The organism is Spiroplasma endosymbiont of Cantharis rufa, from assembly GCF_964019665.1.
GTDB lineage: Bacteria > Bacillota_I > Bacilli_A > Mycoplasmatales > Mycoplasmataceae > Spiroplasma_A.
Window position 1 is genome coordinate 246561 of sequence record NZ_OZ026459.1, and the last position, 13641, is coordinate 260201.

Sequence of the window (13641 nt, forward strand, 5' to 3'; positions counted from 1 at the left end):
TATATTAACTATAGAATGAGAGAACTTAAAATGAATAATAATGAGCTAAAAATTAATAAAAAAAGGAAATTTAAAATTCCTACTTCTTTTACAATACTTTTCTTTGTATTAGTAATCATAATGGTAGTGTCGTGAATTTTACACTATGCAGGTGTAAAAGCTGAAGATGAAAAAATTAAAGCTATTGGTATCATCGATTTATTTGTCTCTATTTTTCAAGGCTTTAATGATAAAGTTGAAATCATCGTTTTTGTTATGGCAATCGGTGCTTTTATTTATATTGTTATGAAGTCTAAGTCATTAGATGCTTTGACTCAAAAAATTGCGTGAAAATTTAAGGATAAAACAATATGAGCTATTCCTATTATTGTAGTATTTTTAAGTTTTTGTGGGTCAGCATATGGTATGGCTGAAGAGGCTTTAGGTTTTCATATGATAGTTATTCCACTTATGCTTGTTGCAGGTTTTGATGTATTTACAGCCACAATTACTGTTCTTCTTGGTGGTGGGATTGGTCCAATGCTAGCAACATTTGATCCTTTCTTAATTTTTACAGCTTCAGCAGCAGCTAATTCAAGTCAAGAAGGAATTTCTAATCCAACTGATGGACTAGCATTCAGAATAATTGCTTGGTTCTTAGTTACAGGTTTTACATCAGCATATATTATGTTTTATGCAAGGAAAGTTAAAAAAAATCCACATTTGTCATATACATTTTCTACATTAGAAGAAGATAAAAAGTTTTTCTTAAAAGAACAAGTTAATGAAGTACCATTGACAAAGAAAAGGATAACAGTATGTATAATATTTTTATTTATGTTTCTTTTAATGATTGCCTATTTATTTCCTTGAGATACATTAATTGGTAAAAATATTTTTGAGAGTGCAGGTATTTGAGTACAAAAATATATGCCATTCTTTACATCATTAGTTCCTGGTTTTGGACATGGAGATATGTATATTGTAGCTGGTTTTTTCCTTATAGGTTCATTAATAGTTTCTATTTTAAATTGAGAAGGTGAAGAAACTTTTGTAGAGGACTTATTAACTGGTTCCAAAGATATGATAGGAGTAGCATTTATTATTTCAATAGCTGGAGCTATTACTTATTTATTAAGTGAAACTGGAATGAAGTCATTAATGTTAAGTTCAATTAATGGATCAAATAGCAATACAATGAATCCTTTTGCATTTATAATAATAACTTTCTTATTGTTTATTCCATTATCATTTGCTTTACCTTCAACTTCAGGATTTTCTACTGCAATCTTTCCAGTTTGGGGACCACTAGCAAATTCAGTTACTATTGGTTCTTCTTCAATAACAATGGTTTCTGGAAGTATTACAGCGTTTGCATTTGCAAATGGAATGGCAAATATGGTATCTCCAGCATCAGGAATTGTTGTTGGAGCAGCACAAATTGGTAGAACAAGTTATGGTACAATAATGAAAGGTACGTGAAAGTTCCATTTATCATTATTAGGAATTAATATTGCATTACTATTAATAGGAACTGGACTGAATTATACAGGTTCTCATATTTTTTAAGATGAACTACAAAAAACCTAGAAAGGGTTTTTTATTTTTGAGGTATTTATGAAAAAAAAGAAATTTATAAGTGATAAAGCATTCTCTAAAAAGAAATTTATAGACTCTTTTAAAATGATTGGAGAGTGTATTAAACAAAATCCTACTACTTTTGTAGGCTATATTATTTTTACAATTATTGATGCAATTTTTTACTCTTCAATGACTATTGTAGTTAGTCAAATGACGAAAAATATTATTAATGACGGACAACAAGCTAATAGTTTTTTATGATTTTCAATGACTTGGATTAGCTGAGCATATGTTGGATTAGCACTATTAGTACTAATTATAATTTTCGACTATTTGACAAATATTTACTCGGCTTATTTCTCAAAAAAAGTTGAAATTTATTTAAGAGTTAAAGCCTTAAAAAAACTTGTTGAGGTTGATATTAGTTACTATTCAAAAAACCAATTAGGACTAATAATGTCGAGAGTAATTAATGATAGTCAAGGAGCAGGAGATTCATTTAATGATTTTTTATTAAATTTATTGTTCACATCTGTTAGCTTTATAGCAATGATTATATTTATGTTTATTTTAGATGTTAATCTTGCTTTAATTGTTTTAATGATATTTATTATTTTAGTAATAATAATTTGAGTTTTATTTATTTATTATCGAAGAGCCATTATTGAGTCAGTTGATGTTAAACAATCAATTGATGCAGATATTACAGATCGTTTAATTAATATTAGAGCTATAAAAGCAAATGCATCAGAGGATAGAGAAACTAAGCGAAATATGAAATTACATGATAAATATGATAAAAAATTAAGTAAAGTAATTTGACTTCAATCTTTATTATCTTTTTTTTCTTATACTTTTGCATGGTCATTACCGATTATTACAATTATTGCAGCTATTGGTCTTTATAAGAATTCTATGGAACCATCAGAACTATCACACTTACTTGTAGCATTTACATCAGCTACAAATAACATTCTTTATTCGTTATTAACATTACCAATGTGAATGAGAGGACTTACAAAATTATCTAATTGTATAATGAGATTAAACTATATTTATGATACAAATTCACTATTATCCTTTGCAGATCAACCTGAAGAAATAGGAGATATTGAAAAAATAACTTTTGATAAAGTTACATTTAATTATCCTGAATCTCCAAAAAAGAAAATATTAGCTGAAATAAATTTAACTTTTGAAAAAAATAAAAGTTATGCTTTTGTAGGAGAAACTGGTGTTGGAAAATCAACAATTGCTAGATTATTGTTGAGATTTTATGATGTGACAACAGGTCAAATCCTAATTAATGGTAAAAACATTAAGTTATTAGAACCAACTAGTTATTTAAATAAAGTGGGTTATGTAGAACAAGAACCACAAATTCTTTATGGAACGGTTATGGAAAATCTTAAATATCCTTTTTTTGATAAAACAGACCAACAAGCAATTGAAGCAGCTAAAAAGGCAAAAATTCATAATTACATAAAAAAACTCCCAATGGGTTATGATACAATTTTAGGAGAACGAGGTTTTATGTTAAGCGGAGGGCAAAAGCAACGTTTAGTAATTGCAAGGATCTTCTTAAAGGACCCTCAATTACTTATTCTTGATGAAGCAACTAGTGCATTGGATAATGTTGTCGAAAAAGAAATTCAATCAGAATTAGATAAATTAATGGTTGGTAGAACAACAGTTGTTATTGCACATAGATTAAGTACAATAAAAAATGTTAATGAGATTATTGTTCTTGATAAAAATGGGGTTTCACAAAGAGGAACATTTAGCGAACTTAAAGAAAAAGAAGGTCGTTTTAAAAAATTATATACATTAGGTCTTATGAAATAGGAGAGCAAAAATGAGTGAAATTAATTGAGAAAATATATCAATGGAAATGATTTCTTGTATTGGAACTTCAAAATCTAATGCAATAAAGGCAATTCGTTCAGCAAAGGTAAAAGAATTTGATATTGCAAATAAATTAATGCAAGAAGCTGAGTTAGAAATGACTGCAGCACATAATCTTCATTTTGATATTGTTTCAAGGGAAGCAAATGGAGAAAAGCTTGATTTAAAATTAATATTTATTCACGCTGAAGATCAAATGCTAACTACTCAAGCCATTATTGATCTTGGAAAAGAAATGATTGAAATGTATAAAATTATAAATAAATAAAATTTTGGGAGGGCATAATATGCCAAAAGCATTTACAATAGATTTAGGAGCTACAACTGCTAAATGTGCTTTTTTTGATAATATGAAAATTAGACATACTTTTATTTTTAATACTATAAATAAAGATAAAATACTTGAAAATATTGCAAAAGAAGCTTTTAAAATAGCAAAAGAAAATGAAATAAATATGAATGAACTTGATTTCATTGGAATAGCAGTTTGTGGAATTGTCGATAATAAAACTGGAACAGTGATTTATTCAACAAATTTAGGTTGAAAAAACTATCCAGCTAAAAAGAACTTAATAAAGTTATTTAATAATAAAAATGTATTTGTATTAAATGACGCAAAATCTGCTGCTTATGGGGAATGAGCAATTTCTTTAAAAGGAAAACCAGACTCAATGGCATTATTTACATTGGGAACTGGTGTTGGTGGTGGAGCCATTTTTGATAGAAAGTTAGTTTTTGGAGATAACACTGGACTGCCGAGTGAACCAGGACATGGTGGTGGTTTTCAATCAGAGTGTCAATGTAGTTGTGGGTTAATTGGTTGTATAGAACCAGTATCTTCAGCAACAGGTATTGAAAAAAAATTAAAACAGGTTGGTTCAAAATCTAATGGTCCACTAGGTCAAATATTTAATCATTTAAATGGAGATATTCATATTATTGATGTAGCAGATTTAGTTAAAATTAAAGATTCGGAAGTTATAAAGATATTTGAAGATAGCTTGGAACCATTAGCTAAATGTATTTCAGTATTAATTCATTTTTTTGATTTATCAATGATTGTTATTGGTGGAGGTCCTTCCAATTTAGGTGAACCATTAATTAAAATTATTAAACAAAAATTAAAAAAATATGTTTTACCAGATTTTTACTCAAGAATAACTATTAGAACAGCGCAATTAGGAAATATGGTTGGAGCTTGAGGAGTTTACAAATATGGTATGGATAATTTAATGAGAATAAAATAAATTTATTTTTTAGTAAAGGACAAGACTTATTTAATAGGTTTTGTCTTTTTATTTTATTTAATAACTAACTTAGTAATTAAATAAGTGCTTAAATTCAGAGTACTTATTTTTTATACTTATATTATTAACTATTCTATCTTTTAGTCAAATTTTTTATTAGAAGTATAAAATAAAAACCAATATTTTTTATAAAAAAAATAAATCTTGAGTTTAATTATTTGTATTTAGTGCCTTAAATATTATAAAATATATATAGAAAGAGTTGATTATATGAAAAAACTAATTTCTGTAATTGGTGCTTTAGGATTAAGTACTTCTTCAGTTTTAATAACTACTCAAGTTGTTTCATGTAATGCAACTTGAGCGTTAGAATTTAAAGCAATTCTAAAAAAAGATGCACAATCTATTGCTGAGAATGAATATTTTAATATTACAAGCAAAATTGATTTATCAAATAAAGTACGTAGAAACTTATTCTCATTGGATATTAATAGTGAAATTAAAAGAAATAATGCTCTTTTAAAGGAAATAACTAATGAGTCATTACAATTATTTTCAACAGCAAAAAGCTATTTTGATTCAATGGTAATAATTGATGAGGAAAGTGATAACAATAATGATTATTATTACTATGTACTTCAAGATAAGGAAATTTATGGTAATTCTTCTAAAATAATGAATTATGAATCAGAAAAGAATTTTTTAGATTTTTTTGGAGATGAGATAATAAAGCCTGAATTTCAATCAAATGCAGCTAGATTTGCAGTTTTAAAAAATAACTTAAAATTTACACAAGCCTATTATAAAGTAATAAAAGAAGATATCTATAATAATTATCAACAAACATCTCAAAATAAGGCTTATATTGAGAGCATTCAAGAAATGAATAAATACGTTGAAAATGGTTTTTTTGTACCAATGTTAAAGTTTATAGTAATGGAAAAAGTAATTAGTAGTGGAAACTCTTTAACAAAAATTAAATTTGATAAGAGCATTATTGAATATCTTAATGTTGGTCAAAAAGGAGAAGATTCATTAAAAGATTATACTGGTTATTGATATGATTCAATAAATAAAGATACTGATGGGATCTTAACTTATAATTGAAGTTGCGAAAATACTTCAAAAAGTAATAGTGAGTTAAATTATATAGAAATGAAAGAAGATGAAAAAATAGATTATTTAAATAGTTGAAGAGCATGTGAAGATTATAAAGGGAAACCTCCAGAGCAATTAAATAATGAAGAAGCATTAAAAATTGATGATGATTTAATTGAAGTAATGTCTTTGGGTATAAAAAAAGAAGATGGAAAAATTAATGAGGCAATAGTTGAAAAGGATTTTGGTCTTGAAGAAAAAATAATAATTGTTCCTAGAATTCATTTTAATGGCCTAGAGGGAAGTTTAAATAGTGAAGAAGTTCAAAAATTTTTTAAATATGGTTTTCAAGAAATAGGTGATGGGGGTAATTTTTAATTATGCAAAAGTATGAAAATTATCCTGAAATTTTTGAAGCAACAAAAATTATTAAAGAAAACAAAATAAAGTTAAAAAATAATAGAAAAGAATTATTTAAATTATCTAATGAACTTCATCAAAAGAAAAGAAAGTTAAAGTTGGTATCTTCTACTTTCAATAAAATTAAAAGAGAAAAACAAAAGGATTTAAAAGCAAGTTTTGATTTGTCACTTTCAATTGCAAAATATCAAAAAACTGATATAAATAAACTCTATGAAGATTATGAAAAGAATATTCAAAATTTAGATTCAGAATATGAAGAGAAAAAAATAAATAGGCTTGAAAAAAATAAATTAGATATTGAAGAAACTAAAAGTAAAATTTCTTTTATAAAGTCTCAAAAAACTTCTATGAATTCCAAAAATAAGGAACTTAAAATAAGAATTAAGAAAGAATGAAATGATAAGAAGACTTTAATTAAAGAGCAACACTTAAAATTAAATGAGCAACTAAAAGAAATTAAATTAGATGTTGCAACTAAAATATTTGATTATAGAAAAAATTATAAAATTGAATCTAAAAATCTAATGGAAAAATGAAAAAAAGATAATCAAAGTCTTGTTAATATCGATGATATCTTAAAAAAACAAAGAAAAGCAAGAAGAATTAAACCTTTTCAAAATGAATTAGATGAAACAATCTATGATCTTTCATTAAAAATTAATGAAAATAAAATTTTTTATGAAAATAAAATAAAGGAAGAAAAACTTAAAATAAAACATCAAAAATTGTTAATTAGATATAATGCTGGTAAAGCAGATCCTTTAACTATAAAAATGACTGTAGATAAAGTAACTAATGCTTCTGGGAAACTTTCAAATTGAAAATTTATGGTTGCATTAAAAAATGGTTTTTTTTCATTAATGCCATTAGTAATAGTAGGTGCAGTCTTTATTTTAATTAATAATATAATTTTAGGAGCAGCAAATGGAGGAATTTTTAACTTCTTTTATTTAACTGCTGATGAATTAGCTATTTTAGATAAATTTAAAACAATTGGTTCTTATATTTGGAATGGAACTTATGCATTCTTTGGGTTTTTACTAGCAGGTGCAATTGCATATCATTTAGCACCTTATTATAAGGTGAATCAATGGTCTGCTGCTGTTGTTGCATTTGTAGCATTTCTTATTATGAGTCCCTCATTTTGAACCAATATAGGAGTTTTTGGAACTTCAGGAATGTTTACTGCCATGATTATAAGTATTACTTCTACTGTCTTATTTGGTAGACTTTCACAAAATGAAAAATTTAAAATTAGAATGCCTGAATCAGTTCCTGATGGTGTTTCTAAATCATTTAATATTTTAATTCCTTATACTATTTCAGCAGTATTTTTTGGAATTATTGCATTTTCAATTACTTGAATTGGTCAAAGTGTAGGAGAAATATCTATTGGAACTGAAAAAGTTACATTTATTGATTTAAATGGTTTAATAACTGTAGCAATTCAAAAACCTATGGTTAATGCAGTTTCTGGATTCGGTGGAATGATAGCAATAGTTCTTTTATGACAAATATTGTGATTTATGGGAATTCACGCCAGTGGAGTACTTTCACCAATATTAGAACCAATTCAACTGGATGGGCTTACTCAAAATCAACAATCATTAGCTGAAGGATTAAACCCAGAATATATTTTCACAAATCCATTTATGAATAACTTCATATTTATGGGAGGTACTGGAGGAACTATTGGTTTAATTCTTGTTATATTAATGTTTTCAAAACGGGGTGATTATAGATCTATGGCAAAAGTAACTTTAATTCCAGCTTTATTTTGTATTAATGAGCCATTGTTATTTGGGTTACCTTTAGTCTTAAATCCAATATTATTTGTACCATTTATTGTTGGACCACTATTAGCAGGATCATTTGCTTATTTTGCAACAATAGCAGGAATTATGCCCCACTCAAGTGTCATGGTTCCATGAACAACACCACCAATACTTGGGGGAATATTAACAACAAAAAGTATTATGGGAGGTTTTGTTGCTGGAATAAATCTAGTTATATTAATGGGATGTTATGCGCCTTTTATTTTAATGGCAAATAAAATAGAACAACGTGAACTATTAAGCAAGTTTACAAAAAAACCAAAATTAGACGAATTAAATATATTAGAAAGTAATAATAGAATAAATAATTTAAATTCATAAAGTTAAATTATCTTGGGAGGAAATCAAATATGAATAAGAAAATATTATTAGCTTGCAATGCAGGAATGAGCACATCTATTTTAGTTAAAAATATGCAAAACTATGCATTTGAAGAAGATATGAATGTTGAAATCAAAGCTGTTTCAATAAATGAAGCTAAACTTAATGGAAAAAATTGAGATATAGTTTTATTAGGCCCTCAAGTTGGTTATGAACTTGATGAAATGAAATCATATCTTAATATGCCTGTTTTTGTTATAGAAAAAGAAGATTATGGTAAAGCAAATGGAGAAAAAGTTTTAAAATTTGCTTTAAAAAACTGTAAATAAAAATCACTTCAAAAAGTGATTTTTTTATTGATAAGATTATACTAGTGAGGTAATTTATGAAAAGAAAACTAGGAATATCAATTTATCCAGAACAATCAAATTTTGAAAAGGATAAGCAGTATTTAGATCTAGCAAAACAATTAAACTATGAAATAGTCTTTACAAGTATTTTACATTTTGTAGGATCAAAAAATGATAATAAAAAAGCTGAAATGGTTTTGAAATCTTTAAAATATGCAAAGGAAATTGGATTTTACACTATATTAGATGTTGAATATCAATCAATGGAGCTAATTGGAATTAATGTTAATGATTTATCAAAATGTAAAGAATATGGAATTGATTGCTTAAGATTAGATTCCCCAAGCTTACCATTTGAAATTGCAAATATTACACATAATAAGAGTTCAGTTGATATACAATTAAATATGTCAAATAATGATAGTTTAATTGACAATGTAATAGATTTTAAACCAATAAGAGATAGATTGAGTGGATGTCATAATTTTTATCCCTTAGAATATACTGGTTTACCTTTTGACTATTTTAGTGAAGCAAATAAAAGATATTTAAAATATAATTTGTCTACTGCAGCTTTTGTAGGAAGCCATCATGGAAATATGACCTCTGCTGTAGGATGAAGAGAATTACCTACGTTAGAAGAACAAAGAAATCTAAGTATTTCTGAACAAGCAAAAATTTTATTTTATACAAACGAAATTGATGCGGTTATAATTGGTAATGCATATGCAACAAAATCAGAGTTGGAAGAACTTGCAAATATTGATAAATATGAAATAACTTTGAATTTAAAACCAATTTATAAAATTAGTAAAATAGAGAAAAATATATTAGAATTCAATCATTTTAGAAGAGGAGATATCACAGAATATTTTATAAGATCAACTTTCTCAAGAGTTGAATTTAAAAATGATTCAATTTCTTCACAAAATACTAAAAAAATTTATAATAAAGGTGATGTAGTAATAATAAATAATAATGACATTAAATATAAGGGAGAATGTCATATAATTTTAAAAGATAAGTTTGATGATAAACATCAAAAGTATAATTGAATTGGTACAATAAAAAAAAGTGAATATAGATTACTAGACTTTATTGGTCCATGAAGTCATTTTAGATTTAGAATAGAGGATTAAAAAAATGCTATTAGGTTCATTAAGTGCAGGAACATTTTGAACATTGTTTAGTTTTGGTATTTTGGGATTGTTACTTGGAATTTTTTCAACTATCTTTTTTATTAGATTTAAAGGAAATAAAAAAGCTGAAAAGGATTCTTTTAAAGTCATTACTACTAAATTTAAAGTATTTAGATTCTGACAATATTATGGTATTTTTACTTTAGCAGTAGTGGGTTACTTAATGGCTCTAATTTTCTTAGCAATTTGCTTAGGAGAAGTCATTTAATTTAAAAATTTTTCTAGAATTGCAACTTTTTATAGAAAATTGTTGCATTTTTTTTTTTTTTTTGTATTATGAACCTATAAATAGAAAGGGAATAAAAGATGAATGAAAAAAGTGTACATTTAACTAATGAAAAAAAGTTAAAGACTAAAAAAGTTAAAAATTCAAATAATTCAAGTAGTGGATGAAGTAAATTTTTAACTATGCTTCAAGAATTGGGAAAAGTATTACAATTTCCAATTGCAGTTTTACCATTTGCAGCTATTTTAAATCGTTTTGGTGCTTTAGGTATTACTTACAGTACTAATGTTGATGGTGAAATAACTAATCAAATAGGTTATTGAATCTCATTGATCATTCAAAAACCAGGTTCAATTCCATTTGATAATCTTGCATTATTATTTGCTATTGGATGTGCCTTTGGATTAGCCAAAGACCATCGAGGCGAGGTGGCTCTTGTAGCTGTAATATTTTATTTATCTATTGCTGCATTAACAGGAGAGGGAACTTTACCTGAAATGCTTTATGGAAAATTAATGACATTTACTACTAAAGATGGAGATAGTTTTTCAAAATTGCTTTATGTTCAGCAAATTAAAGAGGGAAATGTAATTGGAGGAGTTTATGTTTTGAGTACTGGAGTACTTGGAGGAATAGTATCTGGATGTTTATCAGCTTTTTTATATAATAGATTTAAAGATATAAAACTTCCAACTGCTTTATCTTTCTTTGGAGGTCGTAGATTTGTACCAATGATAGCTCTTGTAGTTACAATCCCAACAGCATTGGTATTTGCAATTATTTGACCTTGAATACAATTAGGTTTAATTAGTTTTGGTACAGCAGTTGCTAATCCAGAAAATCCAGCTGTGGCAATACCAGGAACGACAGCATATTCAATTTTAAATAGACTATTGTTACCATTTGGTTTACATCAAATTATGAATACATTCTTTTGATTCCAAATGCCAGTTAGTGGAAATATAGTACAGCCAGGTTTTGGCTCAATTCCATCAGTTGGAACTGAATGAGTAACTGAGATGGGAGATATTAATGCATTTGCGAAAGGTATTAGTAACTCAGGATTATTTCAAGCAGGATTTTTCCCAATAATGATGGGTGGTCTTCCAATGGCAGCTGTTGCTATGATAATGACAGCTGATAAAAATAATAGAAAAGAAATTGCAGGATTCCTTGGAGGAGTGGCTGGGGTTTCATTCTTATCAGGAATTACAGAACCATTAGAATTCTCATTTGTATTTATTGCACCTGTTTTACTTGGAATTCATGCAGGACTTACAGGAATATTTATGGCAATAACTACAGCAATGAAAATACAAATTGGATTTGGATTTAGTGCCGGATTTATTGATTATGCAGCTTCATTACCACAATCATGAGCATTATCAAATAATCAAGGTAATATAGCATCTAACCCATTATGAATATTAGTTCTTACAGCAGGAGCAGGAGCTACTTATTACTTTGTATTCTACTTTGTAATTAAATGAATGAATCTTTCTACACCAGGTAGAAATGTTGAGGCAATATCTGCTAAAGGTAATTTAAATACTTCAAGTAAAGCTTCAACATCAAAAGAGACTTCACAAAAGGGAGATAAGTATGAAAATATGGCTTCAAAAATTGTTGAAGCCATTGGAAAAGAGAATTTTGTAAGTATTGACAATTGCGCAACCAGATTAAGATTAATTTTAAAAGATAATAGTAAAATTGATGATGCCTTAATAAAATCTGCAGGAACTTATGGAATCAAACGATTAGGAAATGAAAGTTTACAAATTGTTATTGGCCCAGATGTAGAACATGCAGCAAATGCACTGAAAAAAATAGTTGAAATTAATGAGACAAAAGAAGTTAAAAAATAGTAAAAAAAGAAATGGTTACATTTCTTTTTTTGGAGGAAAATATGGCTTTTAATTTTGAACAAGATACTGATTGAATATTTACTTTTTGTAAAAGTTGTTGGGATTTTAAAAAATTTGTTTTTAAAAATCCCATTAATTTTGAAACAAAATCTTCTTACAATGGAGCTTGTGTGAATTGTAAAAAAGAACAAAGAATAAATTTAAAGGAGGCAAGAGATTATTATGAACATCTTAATGATCATAATAATTAATAAAAATTATGGATAAATTTCCTTGATGAGCTATTTTAATTATTGTTTTATTTTTTATATTACTTTATTTTATAATTCCTTGAAACAAAATAACAAAAAAAGCAAAAGAGAAGGAAGAAATAGTAAATAATCCAAAAGAGTTTATAGATTCTAAAGTTGATAAGAAGATAACAGAAGCAAAAGAAAATAGAAGTAATAGACCGATGCTTGGGATTTATAATTGATTTGGTAAAAAAGAGGCTTTGAGATTAAGAACAATTGTTTATGTTCAACCAGAAGAAGATAGTTGTGACTTATGTATTCCTTTTGAAAATACTATTTTATCTTTAGAACAATATGATAATAAATATATTACAATGAGTGAAGCAATTTCAAAAGGGTATCATCATATAGGTTGTAAACATATTGATATTGATTATTTTCCTGGTTCAACAAAAATTCCAGATAAAAATATTACAAAAGAAGAACAAAAATTGAAGCATAATAAAGTTTTGAGGTTATATAAACTGGAAAATAGTATTAGAAATTTAAGGTATGAATATGATAATGTAAAAGCAACTGATGTCTTAAAAAATAAAATTGAAGTTATTTCAGACGAAATTAAAATTTATTGTAAAAAGAATAAACTTATAAGAAATATTGAAAGAGAAAATCCTAATATAGCTGATATAGATAAATTTAGATAAAAAAATTCAACTAATCTAATTTAGTTGAATTTTTTATTTAACTAATATATTGTCTATATCTATTTGATTAATTGAATTAACATCTTTTGAATCAATTACAATTTCACCATTTTTAAAACAAATGATTCTATTGCAAATTTGTTTTATTTTTTCTAAGTCATGATCAATAATAAAGATATTTCTATAATTATTTTTTATTTCTTTTATGTCATTTAATAATTTATTTTTTCAAGCACTATCAAGAAAATTAAATGTCTCATCTAAAATTAAAATATCTGTTTTAAATAACTGAATAAGCATAAATTTAAAACGTTGCTGTTGTCCTGGAGATAGTTTAACAAAATAGGTTTCTTTAAAGGGTAGTAAATCATAGTTATCAAAAAATTTATTTATATCAATATTCTTCTTATTTAGGTTATTAAACATAATAACTAAATCTACTAATTTAACAAGTCCAAAATCACTTATTTGTTGTAATATACAATAGCTATAATTTTGATTAACTTTAACATTTTTATTCCTTTTAAAATTATTTGACAATAACCTTAGAAATGTAGTTTTACCTGAACCATTTGCACCCATAACTCCAATAATTTCATTTTCCTTTATTTCTAAATCATTAATATTAATTTGAAAAAAGTCTGATATTTTTTTATTCATATTAATTTTCATAAA

The 13641-nt window shown here is 26.3% G+C and carries 13 protein-coding genes; 12 read left to right on the forward strand and 1 reads right to left on the reverse strand.

The window, feature by feature from the left end:
* The first annotated feature begins 30 nt into the window (after positions 1-30).
* The 12 genes from AACL15_RS01110 (at position 31) to AACL15_RS01165 (ending at position 12966) form a co-directional block, all read left to right on the forward strand.
* The gene (locus AACL15_RS01110; protein WP_339034502.1) at positions 31-1548 is read left to right on the forward strand and encodes a hypothetical protein; all 1518 of its coding nucleotides are present in this window, start codon (positions 31-33) and stop codon (positions 1546-1548) included.
* 48 nt (positions 1549-1596) lie between these two features.
* A complete protein-coding gene (locus tag AACL15_RS01115) occupies positions 1597-3405 on the forward strand; it encodes an ABC transporter ATP-binding protein (RefSeq protein WP_339034503.1) in 1809 nt (602 codons plus the stop codon).
* A gap of 10 nt (positions 3406-3415) precedes the next feature.
* Positions 3416-3733: a PTS lactose/cellobiose transporter subunit IIA gene (locus tag AACL15_RS01120; RefSeq protein WP_339034504.1), complete on the forward strand. Its 318-nt coding sequence runs from the start codon at positions 3416-3418 to the stop codon at positions 3731-3733.
* A gap of 19 nt (positions 3734-3752) precedes the next feature.
* Positions 3753-4712 (forward strand): ROK family protein, encoded by a 960-nt coding sequence (locus tag AACL15_RS01125; protein ID WP_339034505.1) that lies wholly within the window; start codon positions 3753-3755, stop codon positions 4710-4712.
* 270 nt (positions 4713-4982) lie between these two features.
* A complete protein-coding gene (locus AACL15_RS01130) occupies positions 4983-6188 on the forward strand; it encodes a hypothetical protein (RefSeq protein WP_339034507.1) in 1206 nt (401 codons plus the stop codon).
* A 2-nt stretch (positions 6189-6190) separates the two neighbouring features.
* The gene (locus AACL15_RS01135; RefSeq protein ID WP_339034509.1) at positions 6191-8389 is read left to right on the forward strand and encodes a PTS transporter subunit EIIC; all 2199 of its coding nucleotides are present in this window, start codon (positions 6191-6193) and stop codon (positions 8387-8389) included.
* Positions 8390-8418: 29 nt separating this feature from the next.
* Positions 8419-8718: a PTS sugar transporter subunit IIB gene (locus AACL15_RS01140; protein ID WP_339034511.1), complete on the forward strand. Its 300-nt coding sequence runs from the start codon at positions 8419-8421 to the stop codon at positions 8716-8718.
* Between the two features lie 56 nt (positions 8719-8774).
* Positions 8775-9878: a MupG family TIM beta-alpha barrel fold protein gene (locus AACL15_RS01145; RefSeq protein WP_339034513.1), complete on the forward strand. Its 1104-nt coding sequence runs from the start codon at positions 8775-8777 to the stop codon at positions 9876-9878.
* A 4-nt stretch (positions 9879-9882) separates the two neighbouring features.
* The gene (locus tag AACL15_RS01150) at positions 9883-10146 is read left to right on the forward strand and encodes a hypothetical protein (protein WP_339034515.1); all 264 of its coding nucleotides are present in this window, start codon (positions 9883-9885) and stop codon (positions 10144-10146) included.
* A 98-nt stretch (positions 10147-10244) separates the two neighbouring features.
* Complete coding sequence (locus AACL15_RS01155) at positions 10245-12029, forward strand: PTS transporter subunit EIIC (RefSeq protein ID WP_339034517.1); 1785 nt, start codon at positions 10245-10247, stop codon at positions 12027-12029.
* Between the two features lie 41 nt (positions 12030-12070).
* Positions 12071-12280: a hypothetical protein gene (locus tag AACL15_RS01160; protein WP_339034519.1), complete on the forward strand. Its 210-nt coding sequence runs from the start codon at positions 12071-12073 to the stop codon at positions 12278-12280.
* Positions 12281-12288: 8 nt separating this feature from the next.
* Positions 12289-12966 carry a hypothetical protein gene (locus tag AACL15_RS01165; RefSeq protein WP_339034521.1) on the forward strand — a complete coding sequence of 226 codons (678 nt, stop codon included), beginning with the start codon at positions 12289-12291 and terminating at the stop codon, positions 12964-12966.
* A gap of 33 nt (positions 12967-12999) precedes the next feature.
* Here AACL15_RS01165 and AACL15_RS01170 read toward each other — a convergent pair whose 3' ends face one another.
* The gene (locus tag AACL15_RS01170) at positions 13000-13638 is read right to left on the reverse strand and encodes an ATP-binding cassette domain-containing protein (protein WP_339034523.1); all 639 of its coding nucleotides are present in this window, start codon (positions 13636-13638) and stop codon (positions 13000-13002) included.
* Positions 13639-13641 lie beyond the last annotated feature (3 nt).